The sequence below is a fragment of the Clostridium sp. BL-8 genome (assembly GCF_002006495.1).
GTDB lineage: Bacteria > Bacillota > Clostridia > Clostridiales > Clostridiaceae > Clostridium.
In genome coordinates this window covers 61084-80438 of the sequence record NZ_LZZL01000023.1, presented here as the reverse complement: position 1 = coordinate 80438, position 19355 = coordinate 61084, and the positions used below count along the sequence as shown (strand labels likewise).

At 29.8% G+C, this 19355-nt stretch carries 19 protein-coding genes and 1 tRNA gene; 5 read left to right on the top strand and 15 right to left on the bottom strand.

The window, feature by feature from the left end; translation table 11 throughout:
- From CLOBL_RS10105 to CLOBL_RS27945, 4 genes are all read right to left on the bottom strand, one after another.
- Positions 1–409: class I SAM-dependent methyltransferase (locus tag CLOBL_RS10105; protein WP_179117725.1), on the bottom strand; the 409-nt coding region annotated here is incomplete at its 3' end.
- Between the two features lie 194 nt (positions 410–603).
- Positions 604–1188 carry a hypothetical protein gene (locus CLOBL_RS10100; RefSeq protein WP_077858910.1) on the bottom strand — a complete coding sequence of 195 codons (585 nt, stop codon included), beginning with the start codon at positions 1186–1188 and terminating at the stop codon, positions 604–606.
- A gap of 152 nt (positions 1189–1340) precedes the next feature.
- Complete coding sequence (locus tag CLOBL_RS10095) at positions 1341–3050, bottom strand: methyl-accepting chemotaxis protein (protein ID WP_077858909.1); 1710 nt, start codon at positions 3048–3050, stop codon at positions 1341–1343.
- 439 nt (positions 3051–3489) lie between these two features.
- Positions 3490–3630 carry a hypothetical protein gene (locus CLOBL_RS27945; protein ID WP_179117724.1) on the bottom strand — a complete coding sequence of 47 codons (141 nt, stop codon included), beginning with the start codon at positions 3628–3630 and terminating at the stop codon, positions 3490–3492.
- Positions 3631–3655: 25 nt separating this feature from the next.
- Between CLOBL_RS27945 and CLOBL_RS10090 the strand changes: the two genes are divergently transcribed.
- Positions 3656–4378 (top strand): hypothetical protein, encoded by a 723-nt coding sequence (locus tag CLOBL_RS10090; protein ID WP_077858908.1) that lies wholly within the window; start codon positions 3656–3658, stop codon positions 4376–4378.
- 222 nt (positions 4379–4600) lie between these two features.
- On the opposite strand, the gene CLOBL_RS10085 is transcribed toward CLOBL_RS10090, so the two are convergent.
- A complete protein-coding gene (locus tag CLOBL_RS10085) occupies positions 4601–5137 on the bottom strand; it encodes a flavin reductase family protein (RefSeq protein ID WP_077858907.1) in 537 nt (178 codons plus the stop codon).
- A 107-nt stretch (positions 5138–5244) separates the two neighbouring features.
- On the opposite strand from CLOBL_RS10085, the gene CLOBL_RS10080 reads away from it, so the two are divergent.
- Positions 5245–5580: a helix-turn-helix domain-containing protein gene (locus CLOBL_RS10080; RefSeq protein ID WP_077858906.1), complete on the top strand. Its 336-nt coding sequence runs from the start codon at positions 5245–5247 to the stop codon at positions 5578–5580.
- 1 nt (position 5581) lies between these two features.
- On the opposite strand, the gene CLOBL_RS28510 is transcribed toward CLOBL_RS10080, so the two are convergent.
- The 3 genes from CLOBL_RS28510 to CLOBL_RS10065 form a co-directional block, all read right to left on the bottom strand.
- Complete coding sequence (locus CLOBL_RS28510; protein WP_077858905.1) at positions 5582–5965, bottom strand: hypothetical protein; 384 nt, start codon at positions 5963–5965, stop codon at positions 5582–5584.
- A 166-nt stretch (positions 5966–6131) separates the two neighbouring features.
- Positions 6132–6221, bottom strand: a tRNA-Ser gene (locus CLOBL_RS10070).
- A gap of 233 nt (positions 6222–6454) precedes the next feature.
- Positions 6455–7588, bottom strand: a complete 1134-nt coding sequence (locus tag CLOBL_RS10065) for a metallophosphoesterase (protein ID WP_077858904.1) — start codon at positions 7586–7588, stop codon at positions 6455–6457.
- A 414-nt stretch (positions 7589–8002) separates the two neighbouring features.
- On the opposite strand from CLOBL_RS10065, the gene CLOBL_RS10060 reads away from it, so the two are divergent.
- Positions 8003–10051 carry a M28 family peptidase gene (locus tag CLOBL_RS10060; RefSeq protein WP_077858903.1) on the top strand — a complete coding sequence of 683 codons (2049 nt, stop codon included), beginning with the start codon at positions 8003–8005 and terminating at the stop codon, positions 10049–10051.
- 270 nt (positions 10052–10321) lie between these two features.
- Here CLOBL_RS10060 and CLOBL_RS10055 read toward each other — a convergent pair whose 3' ends face one another.
- From CLOBL_RS10055 to CLOBL_RS10020, 7 genes are all read right to left on the bottom strand, one after another.
- Positions 10322–10501: a hypothetical protein gene (locus tag CLOBL_RS10055; RefSeq protein ID WP_077858902.1), complete on the bottom strand. Its 180-nt coding sequence runs from the start codon at positions 10499–10501 to the stop codon at positions 10322–10324.
- Positions 10502–11616: 1115 nt separating this feature from the next.
- Complete coding sequence (locus CLOBL_RS10045) at positions 11617–12792, bottom strand: cyclopropane-fatty-acyl-phospholipid synthase family protein (RefSeq protein ID WP_077858900.1); 1176 nt, start codon at positions 12790–12792, stop codon at positions 11617–11619.
- Positions 12793–13079: 287 nt separating this feature from the next.
- A complete protein-coding gene (locus CLOBL_RS10040; RefSeq protein ID WP_077858899.1) occupies positions 13080–13751 on the bottom strand; it encodes a FadR/GntR family transcriptional regulator in 672 nt (223 codons plus the stop codon).
- 25 nt (positions 13752–13776) lie between these two features.
- A complete protein-coding gene (locus tag CLOBL_RS10035) occupies positions 13777–14367 on the bottom strand; it encodes a hypothetical protein (protein ID WP_009167469.1) in 591 nt (196 codons plus the stop codon).
- 58 nt (positions 14368–14425) lie between these two features.
- Complete coding sequence (locus CLOBL_RS10030; RefSeq protein ID WP_077858898.1) at positions 14426–15130, bottom strand: LrgB family protein; 705 nt, start codon at positions 15128–15130, stop codon at positions 14426–14428.
- Positions 15127–15477 carry a CidA/LrgA family protein gene (locus tag CLOBL_RS10025; protein ID WP_009167471.1) on the bottom strand — a complete coding sequence of 117 codons (351 nt, stop codon included), beginning with the start codon at positions 15475–15477 and terminating at the stop codon, positions 15127–15129. The genes CLOBL_RS10030 and CLOBL_RS10025 overlap by 4 nt, the downstream gene beginning before the upstream one ends.
- 287 nt (positions 15478–15764) lie before the next feature.
- Positions 15765–16127 carry a heavy metal-associated domain-containing protein gene (locus tag CLOBL_RS10020; RefSeq protein WP_077858897.1) on the bottom strand — a complete coding sequence of 121 codons (363 nt, stop codon included), beginning with the start codon at positions 16125–16127 and terminating at the stop codon, positions 15765–15767.
- A 331-nt stretch (positions 16128–16458) separates the two neighbouring features.
- On the opposite strand from CLOBL_RS10020, the gene CLOBL_RS10015 reads away from it, so the two are divergent.
- Both CLOBL_RS10015 and CLOBL_RS10010 read left to right on the top strand, forming a co-directional pair.
- Positions 16459–17661: an MFS transporter gene (locus CLOBL_RS10015; RefSeq protein ID WP_077858896.1), complete on the top strand. Its 1203-nt coding sequence runs from the start codon at positions 16459–16461 to the stop codon at positions 17659–17661.
- 124 nt (positions 17662–17785) lie between these two features.
- Positions 17786–19309: a transglycosylase SLT domain-containing protein gene (locus tag CLOBL_RS10010; protein ID WP_077858895.1), complete on the top strand. Its 1524-nt coding sequence runs from the start codon at positions 17786–17788 to the stop codon at positions 19307–19309.
- Positions 19310–19355: the final 46 nt, after the last annotated feature.

The following is a 19355-nucleotide window of genomic DNA, read 5'->3' as shown; positions in this document are numbered from 1 at the left end:
AAGAATAAGTCATAGTATCATCTAACCATAGCTTGTAAAAATCATTTCCTATATCGTAATGAAATTCAATGTTCTTCTTACTGTTTTTAATGTTATTTGTAGCTAACTTTAGTAAGCTTGAATATTTATCACTATTTCTTAAAAAGCTTTCTTTATTATTGTATAAGGACTCTATAACCTTTTGAACACTTCCTTCAATGTCTATTTTCTTGGTCATATAAGCTTCACCAAAAGTTAAGGAAGGGTCCTTAATAATATCTGCTTTAGGAATAGGCTCATTGAATATTATTTTAAATTGAGCTTCCCCTTTACCATAAACTTCTGAACTTCCATCCCACAGTTTCAGTTCAAAAGTATCTGAAAATAGGTTCTTGAACATCGTCTTATAAAATACCTTGTCAATTATCATGACATTCATCTCCTTTTTTATAGTTAAATATTATTATCAACTCTATATAAATTTTACTAATAATCTGATGTTAAAAATTAGAATATATTAAATAAAATTTAGCTAGATTTGTTAATATCACTTTAGTCATTATCCTAATTTCTCAATGCATTATGCAAAATGTGCAAATATACTAATCTATTTTAAGTTTTCAATTAGTTCACCTTTTTTGATAAATACCTAAGTAATTCATCATAATTGCTTTCAATTAATGGCTCTTTGCTTTTTGAATGCTCTATTTTATCCCTATGTATCTCAATGTTATTCTTGAAATTTTCTAAAGTCTCAAGAATAATATTTTTAAAAAGTGGAATAATCTCAATTATCTTTTTTATTTCATAAACATATTCATCATCACTAGTAGTAAAACATTTAAATAATCCCGAAGTTAATCTTCCATCAGAAAATATGTACATATATCTATTACTCATTTCATCAAATGAATCAATTTCGATTTTATGTTTATATAATCTAAAAATACTATTATCTTTCTTCACAAATATAGGAAATATGCTTGAAAAAAGTTCTTCTATTTTGCTTCCTTCATAAATTAAACCTGAAAAATCATTTTCATTAAGTTTCTCTACAATTTCATTTGTAAATATACTTCTTTTTATTTCTTTTGCTAACCTTAATTTTAATTTCTGCTCCTTTTCTTCAATTAATAAATTGTCAATAGAGTAAAATAATTTATCAACTGCCACTATACCTTTTTTTGAATTATTTTCATTATCATTCATTTTGAACACATCTTTCTATATTAATTTTGCAACTATTAAATCTACAATTTTTAAAATATTTATTAACATATTCACTTATCTTATATAACAAAATATCATTTTCGTTCTGAATATAGTAAACATTCAAAGCTATTTCACTTTCTAAATATACATTAAACCTTGAATTTTAGTATTATTTCATTAAGTTTTTCTGTAAGTTCTGCTTGACCTTTAGCTGTCAAATCTATTTGTTCTATAGCATCAGTAGTTTGTTCTATGCTTCCCCTTATTGTTTCCATTCGTTCAATTGACTTTTGATCTATATCTGTCATATTCTGCATAGCTTCGTTTATTTGACTTATTGAAGCAGTTATTTCTTCTGACATAGATGAAATTTCCTCAGACATTTTGCTTATAAAGTCAGAATCATTATAATAATTATTTCCTGTTTCTTCATAAGATCTAAGCTGTGCATTTACATCTTTATCTATAAATTCAAGTAAATCCTTGCCATTATCTATGCTGCTTTTAAATGCTTCATGAACTTTTACGATAGTATCTTGAATTGATGTTACTGCCTCTGCTGACTGCTCTGAAAGTTTTCTAACCTCTTCTGCTACAACTGCAAAGCCTTTTCCTTGTTCTCCTGCTCTTGCCGCTTCTATTGCTGCATTTAATGCAAGTAAATTTGTATTATCTGCAATATTTGCTATAGTATCTGCCATGATCTTAATATTGCTCACTACATTACCAGCTTCAATAGCTTTTAGCATTTTTTCCTGCTTTTGAATATATAATTCTTCTGTTGCTTTAATAGCCTTTTGACTGCTATCTTTAATTTTTATAGCTTTTTCCTTTAATTCATTTGAATTATTACTTCCTTCAATAGCCTTACTCGCAAGTTCATTAATTTCTGAATCTACCTCTTCGATAGATGCACTTATTTCTTCCGAAGTTGCTCCAACGCCTTCCATTTCATCTGTAATATTTCTTATTACTCCGTTTATATCTTCAACTTGTGCTGTTATTTCTTCAACTGCTGCAAATAATTCCTGGCTTGAGGCATTTATATTATGGGAATTATCAATTATTATTTTAATCAACTGGTTTACATTTTTTTGAGCTGTATTTAACGCAGCTGCTACTTGTCCAAATTCATCTCTTCTCTTGAAATTGATTGAAGATGAGAAATCATAATTAGATAGCTTTTCAGCAAAAACTTTTACTTTACTTAATGGCTTTGTTATATCTCTTGAAATTAATATTCCAAGTCCAACAGCTAATGCTATCCCTACAATATTTAATACAATCATAATCTTATTTGATTTCGCATATGTCAATCTATTTGACTCATCTGCTAATTCTGCCTCATGCGAATTTGTTTTTACTACTTTATCAAGACTATCAAACATCTTTTCAGTTGCTGATTCCATTGCCAAATATTGTTTTTTAGCTTCATTTGGATTATTTGAATCGACTGCATCAACTATGCCTTTTCTTGCACCTCTATATGAAGCTAAATCAGATTTAAAATCTTCCCATCCATCTTCTTTTGAGTTTTTAAATAATTTATCAAAATCCGCTATATATGCGTCATCTTCATCCACAGAATCGTTAATATTTTTTTCTACTGCTTCTATTTCTACTTTATCATCTGAATTAATAATAGTTAAAAGATCTCCTTTTATTTCTTTAAGGTTTCCTTTTAATGATAGAATCAACTTAACGCTATTAAGATTTGATGCATACATTTCTTCTGCATTTTCTTCTATTTTTTTTGATGTTATTGTTCCAACTCCACCTACCAAGGCAATCAATATAACTACAATCAGAAATGATAATATCAATTTAGATTTTACTCGCATATTTCTTAGTAACTTCATTTTTATTCCCCCCAACTATTAAATATCTGTTTATGACTGAGTTATTTATAATTTTTTAACCTTTGCTTTATTAAAAAGAACTGTATCTCTGATATAAGTAAATTTAAAAATATTCTATTGGAATATTCATTAATTGCTTTGGGAATTTCAAAAAATTTCCTTTTTGCAGACTTTTTATTGGTATGTTGGTCTACTGGTCTGACCAATATTGATAATATAACATATATTTTTTAATAATTCAACTAATCTTATTCCAATAATATGGCTTTTTTCATTATAATCCCACAAGATTTCTTACTTTCTATGCTTTTTTCGGTTATGCAAATAAATAAGTAATTAGTAAATATTAAACCTTTGGAAATCAGCTACTACTTACCTATAACCCTAGATTAACTATATGCAATACTTATTTAATACTCTATTATCTATTAATTTATTATTAAACTAAATCCAATAGTAATCTAATTAATACTGGTGCAAATGCATATCCTAAAATCAATAAAGCGTCTACCCCATCAATGCCATAGAACATACCTCCAATACCTTCAAGCTCATCTTTTTTCTCTTTCTCATCTTTCATAACGTGCTTCCTCCTTGAAATAATAATGATTAAGAGAAATGGGATTATATCTTGCGCTTTAGCCTTAATAATTTCTGGAGCATTGGGACAAACTGCTAATGCTACCACAACCAATGGCTGGAATCAATCAAACGGAGGTTGGCATTATTATCAAAATAACACTTTAAAAACTGGTTGGATTCAAGATAGTGGTAAGTGGTATTACCTTAATCCTTCCACCGGAACAATGCAAACAGGTTGGTTTCAAGATTCTGGAGCTTGGTATTACTTAAATTCTGATGGCTCTATGGCACATGATACAACTATTTGGGGGTACTATTTAGGTAGTAATGGAGCTTGGGTCTCTACAACATCAAGTTCAACTTATGCAAAAGGTAAGACTGCATCTGAAATAAGAGAAATTCTAAAAAGAGATTATAAGTTTGTAGACTATAATGCAGGATTATTATTAAGTCCTTATGGTAAAGATTATCAAAATGTAATTGGTGGTTATGTAAATTATCAAATTGCTATTTCAGAAATTGATGACAACGCAATAAAAATTAATATCCTTAAAACTGACTCTGAAACAACAAATGATTTTAAGGCTATTTTAAATATTATTTTCCCTGATAAGGCGGATGAAGTATATTCTATAGTACAAAATTTTATGAGTTCAGGAGTTCAACAAAATTCTTATTCTTTTGATGGAAAAACATTATCATTATACAATGGCGGTAACTCACAAATATTCATATCAATAAAATAATTTAAAAAAGATAGAGTACTTTTCATTCCTCTATCTTTTTCTTCTCTTTTTTACTCAAACGTCTATATTTTCAACTAGCACGTTTGTAACTAATAAAATTATACCTTCCCAACTATATTATTACAACGGTTATTTTAAATCTTATCATCTTTGAATTGGATTTGTTTAAATACACGCTATGCCTATCCCCTTGCATATGAACTAAAGTAACTTTTAGATATCTTACTCAATGATATATGCACTAACAATTTCACCATAAAATGCAGTATGATAATCCCTATTTTCCATTGGAAATGAACCATCAACATTCTGCGGATGGAATTTATCCTTATTTTCCTGCGTCATTTCTTTTTCATCCTGCTTTTGTTTGTATATAACCCTACATTCAAGCGTTAAAGGAAATTCCTTAATAGCAGGCGCTGAAACTATATTAGATTTTTCCAAAGTCAAACCAAGTTCTTTGACTTTATCTATATCTCGACCAGATTTTGAACCACAGACTCCCAATATTCTTTTATCATACTCACCGTATGGAATATTGATTGTAAATTCTCTGCTTTTCTCAATTTGCTCGTGTGTAAAACGATGTTCTCTAACGAAAACTGTAAAGATTGGTTTTGCCCATTCAATTCCGAGCATTCCCCAGCCAATTGTCATAGAATTTACTTTAGCATCTACTTTTGTAGTCAATAAGACACCTTTTTTGAGTGCTTTCATAATATCTCCTGCATAATCAAATAACTCGATTTCTTTTTTCATCCTAAATTATCCTCCTTGAATTTTGATTGTCTCCATGATATTCTAATATTAACCAAATAACAAGTATGCACTTTTTAGTGAGATACTACCTAAAAGGAGAGTATTGTATGAATGACTGTACGGAAGTTAATGTAACACCTTTCGCATATTCCATGTCACTTATAGGCGGCAAATGGAAAATGCATATCCTTTTCTGGCTTTGGAAAAAGGAAGTTCTCCGCTATGGTGAATTAAAAAAGTCATTAGGTCAAATCACACACAAAATGCTCAGTACACAATTAAAAGAGTTGCAGCGTGATAATTTAATCGTTAGAATTGAATATCCTCAAGTACCACCTAAAGTAGAATACAGCTTATCTGAAAAAGGTAAAACCTTAATGCCAATACTGGATTCATTATGTCATTGGGGGAGTGCACATATACCCAAAAATAACAATCTTTAATTTATGTGTAAATTAGCAGATAATTCAAATTAGCTTTGAACCACCTGTTCATAGATTTAGCGATGTATTTTTTCTTAACATATACCTCATCCTCATAAAATAATAGAGCACTGTTCTCATATTTCTTAAATTCGTATTTATACTTACATCTTTCTGTTTTCTTTCTTGCCTGCAAAACATTATAAACTCTTCTATTGTACTCAAGGTTATATCTTTTTGGTCTATCAGATCTATGAAACTTATACCATAAATACCCTATTATATTCCTATAATGCTCTATCGTTGCTGGTCTTAAATTTTTAATTTTACAGTGACTTAAAAATTCTTCATACCCTTCTTCAAATCGCTTGTCTTTCGCATTAACTTTTATCATTTTCTTTCTCAATTTACACGCCTCCATATCCGAATCGCGTTCCTCGAAAATGCTATTTTTACGAAAAAGCAAGGAACACGCTCTCTTAAATTTCTTTAAAAAAGCGTGTTCCTTAATCCTATCGTTTCTATAAGTGTTAAACTCCCAAAAATAATTTAAACAGGAGCTTAACGATACATGGCGGAGAGAAGGGGATTTGAACCCCTGATAGAGTTGCCCCTATACACGCTTTCCAGGCGTGCTCCTTCGACCACTCGGACATCTCTCCATAAGTAGGGCACTAAAATCTATGATTTTAAGTGAATCACTTACTCAGCAAACGTATATGAGTCGAGTTTCCTTTATCAATCATTTTGTGCTTTATTATGATATCATATATACTTTTTTTATTCAACTGAATATTTCGGTAATAAAATTTCAGTAAATATTTTTGTAGTACAGTCTCAGTTATAAATTCGCTTAAATAATGTCTTTAATATCTTTTACTTTAGCATGACTTATTTAGCAGCTTCCTTCAATTAGTGTTGTTATAGTTGCATCTGGGTAATTTACCTTCTTTAATCTTACTATAAATCCTGATTGGTTTTCTTCAACTTCAACAAAGGTCATTATTTTCCCATTACCCATGTCAGGAACTGAAGGACATAGGAAACCTGAGTTAACATAAATTGCTTTATCAAAGCCTAAAAAGCTGTGTTCTTTTAATACAGGTGCATGAGTATGCCCCATTACCACAACTTTATTTTTAATTTTGTTATAGCTCTCATTACATAAAACTTTTCCGTAATCATCTAAAGAATTATTTATATTAACCAGCAAAAGTTCAATAACATCATCTATATTTTTTATAACGCGTGGAAATAAATTTTCAATTTCAGCTGCACTTATTGCTGTCCCATCTGGCATCGTAAAAATCAACTCTTTTGGATTCTTATAGCCAACTAGATTTGAAAGATTTATCATTAAAATATGGGCAAAGCTCCCATAATCATCTTTAATTGTTGAAATAATTGTTTTTATAATACTTTCTTTATCTGGATAACCTTGATTTAACAGCTCAGCTGAATTCTGTTTATTATCTTTTTGAAGTTCCTGTCCACACCAAAGTGCTGCAACTCTTGAAATAAAATAGCCTATAGGCAATGGCTTATATATATTACTGTTATTATTATCAGGTTGACAAAGTAAATCGTAATAATGACCATGTTCAGCATAAATGCCATTATTTCCATAGATCCTATCTAAACATACTATCTGGTTATTTGCGCTGCTTTGAAGTTTTATATAGTTGTTTAATTCATCAAAATCTATAGTCATATCATGATTTCCACGAACATAACATAGATTTCCTTGTATACTGTCCATACAGGTTATGAAATCCCCATCAGCTTGCTTAGTAAATATCCCAGGATTACTATTTATAATTTCACTTAGTGAAGCTGAAATTTGTGGTTCAGGTGTATACATCCATAGTTCTAGCCAATCTCCAAGAATAATGACATCTTGTATTTCATTAGAATTTGTTTGTATATATTGCAGGATTGCTTTAAGATAGGTCTCATGAGCAGAGCTTTGATACCAATTTTCCGGTGTGTTTGTCCCAATATGAACATCACTAATAAAAATATACTTCATTATTTCCCCTCCTGTAGTTAAAACAAAATTATAAATTAAATATCTTCATCTTCTAATGTATATAAATTGCGTCAAAGAGGTTCGCACTACATATTTTATATTCATATTTATGTACATACTCGTGATGTAATTTCATTATCACAACTTAATATATGTTGCAATTAGTTTCCTGCATTTTATATTAAGGCATTTGCTTAGCTTACAAATATCCTAAATGTAACTTCATTATTGTAAAATATATAGATCAAATTTTATTTTCCTCACTTCCAGCAATTAACAAAATCTTACTATAGATATTATCAAAGCATCGTAATAGATAAAAGTTTTAATTTGTTAAAATTAATTCAAATATATGTAAAAATTATAATTCGCATAAATTTTTTTATTCATATAATAGCATTGAGGTGAATTAAAATGACAAATAATTTCAAAATATATAATAAATTTTGTCATGCTTTAGACTTAAACTTCTCTAAGCAGATCATGGAGAGATTAGGGCAATTTGGAGATGATGCAGCTACTGGAAATAGAGCGGCAGGATCAAAAGCCTGCTATGATGCTGCAAATTATTTATATGATAAATTTAAAGAAGCCGGTCTTAGAAACGTATCATTGGACAAGTTCCAGGTTAATGGATGGACCTATAAAGGTGCAAATCTGGTGTATAAAGATACTGACGGATCGCTTAAAAAAATTATTTTGGGTGGATATGCTTCAAATATTCAAGCTGTAAATGAAGAGGTTACTATAGTTGATGGCGGAAAAGGTACTGTCAGTGAATTAAAGGCTTTAGGTGATATAAGAAATAAACTGGTCTTGGTGTCGGTAATTAATCCTTTTAAGGATTACTGGATCAATCTGCCTTCCTATGAGGCTCATCTTAAGGGGGCAAAGGGTGTATTAATCTCTTTAACCTGTGGCGTAGACCATGATAATATTTTATTTTCCTGGGACCTTCAAGCTCCCGCTTACTGTTCTACTTTATCCATAAGTATTAAAGATGTAAAAAAATTAAAAGCCTTAATTAACTCAAATCCTGCTAAAGAAATTAAAGCTATCTTCAATGCAGATTCAGTAGTTGAACCTTATGCAGATTCTTATAATGTTGTTGGTGAAATTAAAGGAAGAACTTCAGAGGTAATATATCTAACCTCTCATTATGATGGTTATTATCATTCCTTTTTTGATGATGCAAATGGAGTTTCATCAATGCTTGGCATAAGTAAAGCTATAATAGACAGCGGATATACTCCTGTAAAAACCATAAGAGTAATAGCTCATGGAGCTGAGGAATGGGGACAGGGCTCTAAAGATTATGACTGGCTATGTGGCTCTTATTATGAAATAGAAAAAATTCATCCTGAATGGAAAGAAAAAGCTTTTGCTTTAATTAATTTGGACGGAAATTTTCCAATAGCTAAAGAGAGAAACTTTAGAATTTACAGTTCCTATGAATTATATGATTATACTAAAAAATTTATAAAATCTTCTATTATTAGAGGCTTCTATAATTATGAAGTTGTTTGCCCTGGCCTTATTCTTGCAGATGATTTTTGTTATTATAAGAATGGGGTTCCAACGCTTATGCCAGGAGAAAACTTTGATAACTCTATATATTTCAAAAATTATTATCATAGTACTATGGATAGCCAAAAAGCTGGCTTTGACGCAGGAACTTATGCATTAATTCATAAACTATATGGTAAAATTCTTTTGGATTTCGATTCTCTGCCAATAAGGCCTTTAGATTTTAGTACACGCTTTAAGATCATGAAGAAAGAGCTTATACCTAACATTATCGACAAGGACTTAGAATACGCTATAGAAGAGGCATGTAATACTTCTAAAGAATTATCTCTAGCTATTCAAAGTATAAATTCCTCTTACGCTGATCTACTCAAAAATGGCGACCATATATCCTGTAAGTCCATAAGTAAAGAATCGATTCATATTAATTTTATGCTATTTATACTATTGAAAAAAATCCAAGATACCCTTTTAGCTTTTACGTGGAAACAGGATATTCATGCAATGACCTTCCCTCACTCTGTTGCTATGCAGAATATATCCTTACTAAATAATGCCATATCAAGTTTAATAACACGAAATCTTCCTTTAATAGAGGTTGTTGAAAAATATATTAAACCTATTGATAACAATAGCTATGTCTTTGAATTCAGCAAAGAAAATTATGATTTCTTTTCATATAGAATTCCTTTTGGTAACGACAATACCTTTGCAAGCAATATGATTAAAAAGCCTAATGAAGATTTATATGAACTGGCACATTCTCTTAGAGCAAAGTCAAAAGAACCACATCCAGACTTAAGTGATGAAATTAATATTCTAAAAAATTCTTTAAAAAGGCAGCACAAATATTTAAATGAGATTTCTGCTAAAGAAATTGAAGATATCAAAGTTATAGTAAAATTAATGAATAAGATTATAAATGCAATAAGTTAATGATATAGATATTTAGATAAGTTATGTTTAGGAAATTCATTTCTCTTAAGCATAACTTATTTTAAAATTTCATTATTAAAAGATATCATACATGTTTATTAATAAAATTTATAATACAATCTATTTAATATTTATCAGCTCAACTTTCACATTAGTAATCATTCTTTTAAGAAAATATTGCTAGAAAACAAGTTTCTAGCAATACTTAGATGTTAATTTTTATTAAGTTGAAATTTATGTAATCTCTAATTTCTATGTTTTGTTTTTTGTTTATGCTCTAGCCTCAAAATAGTGATCTCCACCATTTGTTTTAGTGGCACTTGATATAGCATCTGGTTTTTGTGCGCTTGCAGTCTTTGTTGCACCAGCCACTGTATCAACAGCTTGCAATTTTTTCATACTAACAGTATTATTTGCATATGCTGAACTAAAAATTCCTGATATATTCACTTATAATCACCTTCCTTCTTGATTTGATTTTAAAAGTAGTTGAAAAAAAATATATAAATTCTTTCTTTCATATTGTATAACTTAAACCTTAAAACTGGCTGAGAAAAAGACAGATTTGGTAAAAAATAAGAACTTATACTTAGCCATACCATTGATTACAATTATTAAGCGATATTTATTCTTTAGATATTCTGTTTGATATGATAAACTTAAAGAAATCTAAATAGAAATTTTGCTTTATTTTATCTAATAAACTAAATGACTAAACTTCATTCTCTAGGAAAGGATGGCGACATGATAAAAAAAATACTAATAAATACCTTAACCTTAATCCGAATACCACTGACTATATTGTTTATAATACTTTTTATTAATAATAATATAACTTTAGAATTGCTAGTCTTATTTCTCATTTTATTAACTGACTTTATTGACGGAAAACTTTCTAGGAAACTTAATGCATCATCTAAGTTCGGAGGCATTTTAGATGTATATTGCGACTTATTTTTTGTATTGTGTACAAGCATATTATTTAATGTTTATAATCTCGTAAACATCGCATATACCATTATATTAGTTTTTAAATTCATAGAATTTAATATAACTTCCTATTATGCCGGTGCTTCCAAAAATAATATCCCCTTTGTATTTGATAAGATAGGTAAAAGTGTAACAGCCCTTTACCAGACTGTTCCTTTTTTTATTATATTTCCTCCATTATCAAAGTACTCCTGCTTATATATTGTCTGCTTAATGACCGGTACAATAATATCAAGCATATTAAGAATTTTTAGTTTAGTCACATTAAAAAAAGTAATAGACTAGAGAGATTTATCTATAATTGACTATACAATAAAAGGAGAGCTGAAGCTTTGAGGGATACCCCCTCAAATTTTCAGCTCTCCTTCCTTAATGGCTTTAAGCTTTTTCTAGCCAAACCATCCTTCTACAGCTATTTACCCTGTAAACTAAACTTATAAGTTATATAAAGTTTAATGATAAGTTGCTATTATACTTAAATAAACATATAAATATTTATAATCTAAATTAGCAGTATAATAATAAAGTTTATATAAAACTATTTTCTATAATTTAGAACATAAACAAAAGTAGTTTTATTTATACATATAATCTCTAGTCCATTGTAAATCATTATTTACACCTTTGCTGAATAAGAATTGATGAATATTTATATTTCCAGTATGGAATGATGCTGCGCAGGCATTTAAATATAATCTCCACATTCTTATAAAGGTTTCATCCTTAGTTTTTCTTACTTCTGGCAATGCATTTTCAAAATTCTGTGACCAGTGATCTAAAGTTTTTTCATAATGAAGTCTTAAATTTTCTACATCAATTACATTGAATTTCTTATCAGACATACAATTAATTAATTCAGAAACTGCTGGAACATATCCTCCTGGGAAAATGTATTTATCTATCCAGGTATTATTTCCGCCAGCCTCTATAGCTGTTATACAGTGAAGTAATGACAAGCCTTTATCCTTTAACAGTTTATCTATAGCTGTAAAATACTCATCAAGATGATCCTGCCCTACATGCTCAAGCATACCAACGCTAACTATTTTATCAAACTCTCTATTTTTTAATTCTCTGTAGTCAGCAAGTTGAACTTCAACTAAATCCTCTAATCCTTCGTTCTTTATTCTTTCGTTAACTTTAGCTAACTGCTCTGAACTTAAAGTTATTCCCATAGCCTTTACTTTATATGTCTTTGCTGCTGTGATAATAAGTTCACCCCAGCCACAGCCTATATCAAGTAAAGTCTCTCCCTCTTTTAAATCCAGTTTCTTAAGAATGTGCTCAACCTTATTCTTCTGAGCCTGATTTAAAGAATCCTCTTTAGACTTAAAGTATCCACAAGAGTATGTCATGCTATCATCCAGCCATAACTTATAAAAATCATTTCCTATATCATAATGGAACTCAATATTTTTCTTACTGTTCTTAATATTATTTGTAGCCATTTTTAATAGCTCTGCATATTTGCTGCTATTGCTTAAAAAGCTTTCTTTATTATTATATAAAGACTCTATAACCTTTTTTACGCTTCCTTCGATCTCTATCTTATTAGTCATATAAGCTTCTCCAAAGGTTATTGAAGGGTCCTTAATAATATCTGCTTTAGGAATAGGCTCATTAAAAATTAATTTAAACTGAGGTTCCCCTTCCCCGTAGACTTCTGAGCTTCCATCCCAAAGCTTTAACTCAAAAGTATCTGCGAATAAATTTTTGAACAATGTTTTATAAAATATTTTATCAATAATCATTACGGTCATCTCCCTATTTAAATTTAATTTATCAAATATAAAAATCAGATAAAAAATGTATAAACAAGGCACATGCAAGAAAATAATAAATCAAGGACAAGACATATATTGAGGGTCAAACAAGAGCAAAATCCTGCTCTTTGCTTAGTTAGAATTTGGCGACTCAGTATATTAAACAAACATACTGATCTATTATTTTTTGATTGTGTCTAAATTTGAATTAATACTTAAACAACTTTTTCTAATTTTAAATCTGCATCCATAAGTTTTGACTAATTCTTAATTCCTTAAACAACATCATTTAATTCTAAATGTTTCTTTATAGCAGCAGCTGCTGCATCAGTATCATGAGCCTTTAAAGCTCTCCATATTTCTTCATGGTTGGTTGTAACCATTTCTTTATTAAAGCTATGAACATTTGAGTTTTCAATGTACTTTTCAATTAAGGAAGACATAGAAAACATAACTGTTGAAATCAAATGATTTCCAGAAGCCTGTGCTATTTTATAGTGGAATCTTTTATCTAGTGATGCAGAAGCTTCTGCATCTGAAGCATTATTCAATTCCTCCATTATCTCCTTTAATTCCACAAGCTGTTCATCCGTTATATTTTTTGCTGCAAGCGCTGCTGTTTCCGGCTCAATTATCTTTCTAAGCTGGAGGACATCATCGCCCTTACTTCCAAGTAATAAAAAAACAATGGACAAAGGTTCAAGTAAACTATTTTCAAAATTCTCATTAATAAAATTTCCTTCTCCATGCCTAGATTCAATAAGACCAAGCATTTGGAGAGATTTTAAAGCTTCCCTGATAGATGCTCTACTGACTTCGAGCTTATCACATAATTCTCTTTCTGAAGGCAATTTATCTCCACTTTTTAATTCACCTTTTTTAACAATATCTTTTATTTGTTCAATTACCATTTCGTATATTTTTGTGCTTTTTACAGGACTTAACATCTGTACCTTCCTCTCAAAAGTTGATCTATTGTACTTTTAATAAATATCCAAGCAGCTTATTGTAATTCTTTTCTGCTAATAGTTCTCTATTTTTAGAATTCTCCATTTTGTCATTAAGTACATTGATGTTTTTTCTAAAGTTATCTAAAGTATTTATTATAGCGGTTTTAAAAAGCGGAACAGCATCAATTATTCTTTTTAAGCCATATACATATTCATCATCGCTAAGCTTAAAGCATTGAAATAATCCAGAAGTAAGCCTTCCATCTGAAAATATGTAAATGTATCTGTCTCTCATTTCATCAGATAAGTCAACTTCTATTTTATGCTTATATAATCTAAAGATGACATCTCCCTGCTTTACAAATATGGGAAATATGCTGGCGAAAAGTCTTGTTATATCATTATCATTATCATCCTCATCAATTAAACCAGAAAAGTCATTTTCATTAAGCTTTGTGACAATTTCATCAGTAAAGATGATGTTTTTTATTTCTTTAGCCAGCTTTAACTTTAGCTTTTGTTCCCTTTCTTCATTTAATAAATTATCAATAGAGTTAAATAACTTATTAAGTGTCTTCATACCCTTTTGGGAATTGTTTTTGTTCTCATTCACAATACCACCTCCATAAATATTTTAGCACACAAAAGGAAATAATAATTCCAAAGATGCCTTAATTAAAAAATGTTGAGAATAAATTCCATAAAATAGGTGCTATTAATACTGTTACAATTCCTGAAATTGCAATAGTTAAACCACTCATAGCCCCTTCAGTTTCACCTATTTCCATAGCTTTAGCTGTTCCCACAGCATGAGATGCACTTCCCATAGCAATTCCTAGCGCCACTTTATCATTTATCTTTAATATTTTATACAGGAATGGTCCAATAATAGAACCTATTATTCCAGTAATTATAATAGCAACTACAGTTATAGCTGGAAGTCCTCCCAATTGATTAGATAATGCCATCCCTATAGGTGTTGTTATAGATTTAGGTATTAATGATTTTGCAAGCTGACCTGAAAGATTAAACATCTTAGCAAATAAAATTACAGATAATATTCCAGCTGATGACCCACATAAGATACCTGCTAAAATAGGCAGAGCATTTGCCTTAAACAAAGAGAACTTCTTATATAAAGGCAGTGCTAATGCAATAGTTGCTGGCGCTAAAAAGAATGAAATTACCTGTCCTCCGTTATTATAATCCTCATACTTAATATTGAATTTCATTAAAAATACGATTAAGATTATTATTGCAATAAGTAACGGGTTAAAAATTGAAAGTTTAAGTTTCTGCTTGATTAAAACACCTATTTCATAAGTGATTAATGATATTAATACACCAAAAACAGGGGAGCTTATTATATCATTCATCTTGTGCACACCTTCCTTAAAAATTTAACGACATAAGCAGTTACAATCCACACAATAAAAGTAGTAATAATAACTATAAAGGTAAATGGCATGACTTTTCCTTTTAGCATATCAAATGATGTCATAAGCCCAACCCCTGCTGGAATAAATAAAAACGACATATGAGATATTAATACCTCACATATATCCTCGATCATTTCGACCTTGACTATACCAACGGATAAGCCTAAGAAAAGTAGAATCAATCCGATAACTGTGCCTGGTATAGGTAGCTTGAATACTAGTTGAATTATTGTTCCTAAAAAATATGCTGCTAAAATAATCATTAATTGCTTTAAATATTTCAAAAAATCACCTCTTTAGTAAAAAATCATTGGTATAGTGGTCAGACCAGTTGTTGTTACTATATCACATCTTGTTTAATATTTCAATCATTATTATTCCAAAAATATGCCTCTTTTCACTATATTACTAGGATTCTTTTTATTTTCTCCACTTTATCTCTATTTATGTCTAATTTACTGTACAAGTATAAAAAAGTGTCCTAGTCCCTGGATAAATCTAGGTTCTAAGACACTTAACTTATATATAAAATTATTGGAGGACACACAACTTTATGAGTTATAATTTATTTTTAGGCTATAGATTTTACAGCATATCCAGCCCTTCTCACAGCATTCTCAAGTATATTATCACTTATATCTGAATGCATTTTAACTTTTGCCAAATTACTTTTTAAATCTACCTCAGCATATACATCATCTAAACTATTAAGTTCATTCTCAACATGAGCGGTACAATTTTTACAGGTCATGCCTTCAATATATATAGTTTTAGAAAATTTATATTGCTCTAAGTCAATTTTATTTAACTTTTTCTTCTTTGTACTTTTCTCTACCGTTCCACCGCAGCATCCATATCTAACCTTTTGGATAAGGTTCATAAATGAATAGGCTACAATTACAATGATTATTGCACTTATTATGTATGTTGCCATAAAAAACACCTTCTTATATAATTTAAATTTATTTAAGTATACTACATAAGATACTACTTGACAATGATTATCATTTTCTATTTTTAAATTATTTTATCTAATAATTATATCTATTAAAATAAGATACGAGTCTATTTCCTAGAAATAAAATGTGGTATATCTCAAAACCTCTATAATAACTAAAATCCCCCCTTGAACGTCGTTTACAAAATATTTCATAAGTGCTACCATATTTATATTAAATATGTAATAAGTTTTTGCATGGAGCAGCACTAGACGCCACTCTAGCAGGCGAATAAGAAAAATTTATACAAAAGGTGTGAACATTAATATGTTTTTAAAAGACTTTAAAGCTACGTTAGCTACAGACAACTTTATCAAATTATCAATATTATTATTCATCTGCTCATCAGCTTCAGCACTAGTAAACCCTTTTCTTTCTATATTTTTATCTCAAAACTTAAATGCCAGTGCATCACAAATCGGCCTATTTGTTTCTCTTAATTCCATATCTGGAATTATCATTAGTACCATTTTAGGACGTATATCAGATAAAGCTTCAGATGGTAGAATAATACTAGCAATAGCGATTTTAGCAGGTCTTATAGGATACATCCTTTATGCATTAATTACTCAGTTTTATCTCCTTTTAATTGTATCAATAATATTTATCGGATTGTCCTCTGTTATAAATTCTCAGATTTTTGTATATGCTAAGCAAAATTTCGACGGAGATGAGAAATCACAATCAAAAATTACATTTCTAAGAACTTTTGTATCAATAGCATGGGTAAGCAGTCCGTTATTAGGGGCATTATTAGATGACAAATTAGGCTTTAACGGCCTTTTTTTAGGAACATCTATAAGTTACTTATTTAGTTTCATAATTTTAATTATATTTTTTAAACCAAAGCCGAAAGAATATATTGAACCTAAGAAAAATGATGTAAAAAAAGATAAAGTCTATAGCAATAAATATATTATAGAATGCTTTATTGTTTTTACTTTGCTTCAGGTAATTAATACTGTACTTAATACGAGTGTACCTTTATATGTCACAGAAAACTTACATTATGGAAATGCTTATATTGGTATTATTTCAAGTTTTGCAGCATTTGCAGAAATTCCATTTATGATCATATTGGCTAGTTTATCTATAAAATTTCCTATAAAACATTTAATAAACGCTGGTATTATTACCTGCTTATGCTTTTTAATATTGCTATTGTATGTAAATAACATTTATTTAATTATTTTCATACATATTTTAAAAGCCGTATTTGTTTCTGCTTACATGGGAATTGGAATTGCATTTTTTCAAGATATGATGCCAAATAGGTATGGCACTTCAACAACTTTATATACAAATACCACTCGCTTAGGAACTATATTAGGTGGTATGGTAATAAGTATGTTTAGTGTATCTTATCCGCAAATTTTCATTATATTAATCATAATATGTATTCTAAGTTTAATAGTTTTTAATTTTGCAGATGAGGGTTATAAAGAATCAGATACAAAAACCGCAAAATAGACCTTATTTCTTATCATTCGATTGTATATTGTAATGATTGAATATTTACATTATCATAGAGTGTAGTGGATAAATAAAATGCATGCTAAAATTTTGTTCTGCATAAAACAAGGGGTAGATTATTTTGAATATTAAAACGAAAATTTTTACATTTACTTTTGTTGCTGCTTTAACTTTGCTTCCAGCAACTTTTGTACAAGCTGATGATAAACCTGCTGCACTTAGTGTATCAAACATTATTCCTATAACTAATTCGCAAAGTATAGCAAAAGCTGAAGATAGTAATCCTAACATAACTTCAACTATCGGCTGGAAGAATGAAAACGGAGCTTGGTATTATTATAAATCTGACAATACCAAAGCCATTGGATGGATTAAACCTGATAGTAACTGGTATTACCTTAAAGAAGATGATGGATCAATGGCGACTGGTTGGTTATATTACGGAAATAAATGGTATTACATAGATAATTCAGGTATTATGACCACAGGATGGAAACTTATAAATAATAAATGGTACTTCTTTAACAGCTCAGGAATCATGGCAACCGGCATTCAGTCTGATGGTTCTAACTTATATTATTTTACTGACTCCGGAGTTTTGTCTACTAATAGTGGATGGACAAAAATAAATAATAAGATGTATTATGCTGATAATGATGGTAAAATAAAAACTGGTTGGTTTAAAGATAATGATAAAGGAAATTGGTATTTCTTCCAAGGTGATGGAAGTATGATAATAGGTCTTTATAACATAGATAATAAAACATACAAGTTTAATGATGATGGATCTATGGCAACCGGATGGATTAACATAAATAACTATTGGTATTATTTCAATGCTGGTGGAGATATGGCAACAGGGTGGGTAAGCCTTGGCAGTCATAAATATTATTTATATGATACTGGAGCTATGGCGACAGGATGGCTAAGCCTTGGCGATCAAAAGTACTATTTATATGATACCGGAGTTATGGCGACAGGATGGCTAAGCCTTGATGGAACATGGTATTACTTAAATGATGATGGTTCCATGGCAACTGGATGGTTTTCATCTAATGGAAGCGATTATTATTATCTAGATCCAGCTACAGGTAAGATGCTCACTAATACTACCATGGATGGCTATACGCTTGGAGCTGATGGAAAAAGATATAAAGCTTCCGTTACTTCGATTCCTTTAAGTACCAGCTCGCAAAGTTCAGATACCAGTATGAAAAAAATATATGCTTCAGTAAATAGTGCTGCCAAAAAGTATGGCTTGGATTCAAAATTAATACTGGCTATAATAAAAGCAGAGTCTAATTTCGATCCAAATGCAACTTCTAGCTCAGGAGCTGCTGGATTAATGCAGATTTTGCCTTCAAACTTTACATATGTTGGGATAACAAACGGATATGACATAGACCAAAATATCAATGGAGGGTCGAAATTATTAAAAGACTACTTAAACGAATTTAATGGAGATGTTCAAATGGCAGTGGCAGCTTATAACGCAGGACCAGAAAGCGTAAAAGATGATGGAGTTTCATCTGATGCTGATTTATCAAAGATGTCACAAGGCGTTCAAAATTATGTGAAAACAGTAATGAACTATTACAAAAATGCAGACATCTCTGCGAGCGGAGGAAATCTTATAGAAACTTAAAATAAGTTTTATAATATAAATTTTACAGCTTTTTTACTAAAGCTTA

Excerpts from the sequence above, each read along its gene's own strand:
- CLOBL_RS10060 (WP_077858903.1), top strand. The coding sequence starts at position 8,003 with ATGACAAATAATTTCAAAATATATAATAAATTTTGTCATGCTTTAGAC.
- CLOBL_RS10015 (WP_077858896.1), top strand. The coding sequence starts at position 16,459 with ATGTTTTTAAAAGACTTTAAAGCTACGTTAGCTACAGACAACTTTATC.
- CLOBL_RS10030 (WP_077858898.1), bottom strand. The coding sequence starts at position 15,130 with ATGAATGATATAATAAGCTCCCCTGTTTTTGGTGTATTAATATCATTA.
- CLOBL_RS10040 (WP_077858899.1), bottom strand. The coding sequence starts at position 13,751 with ATGTTAAGTCCTGTAAAAAGCACAAAAATATACGAAATGGTAATTGAA.
- CLOBL_RS10080 (WP_077858906.1), top strand. The coding sequence starts at position 5,245 with ATGAATGACTGTACGGAAGTTAATGTAACACCTTTCGCATATTCCATG.
- CLOBL_RS10090 (WP_077858908.1), top strand. The coding sequence starts at position 3,656 with ATGATTAAGAGAAATGGGATTATATCTTGCGCTTTAGCCTTAATAATT.
- CLOBL_RS10020 (WP_077858897.1), bottom strand. The coding sequence starts at position 16,127 with ATGGCAACATACATAATAAGTGCAATAATCATTGTAATTGTAGCCTAT.
- CLOBL_RS10100 (WP_077858910.1), bottom strand. The coding sequence starts at position 1,188 with ATGAATGATAATGAAAATAATTCAAAAAAAGGTATAGTGGCAGTTGAT.
- CLOBL_RS10095 (WP_077858909.1), bottom strand. The coding sequence starts at position 3,050 with ATGAAGTTACTAAGAAATATGCGAGTAAAATCTAAATTGATATTATCA.
- CLOBL_RS10065 (WP_077858904.1), bottom strand. The coding sequence starts at position 7,588 with ATGAAGTATATTTTTATTAGTGATGTTCATATTGGGACAAACACACCG.
- CLOBL_RS10085 (WP_077858907.1), bottom strand. The coding sequence starts at position 5,137 with ATGAAAAAAGAAATCGAGTTATTTGATTATGCAGGAGATATTATGAAA.
- CLOBL_RS10045 (WP_077858900.1), bottom strand. The coding sequence starts at position 12,792 with ATGATTATTGATAAAATATTTTATAAAACATTGTTCAAAAATTTATTC.
- CLOBL_RS27945 (WP_179117724.1), bottom strand. The coding sequence starts at position 3,630 with ATGAAAGATGAGAAAGAGAAAAAAGATGAGCTTGAAGGTATTGGAGGT.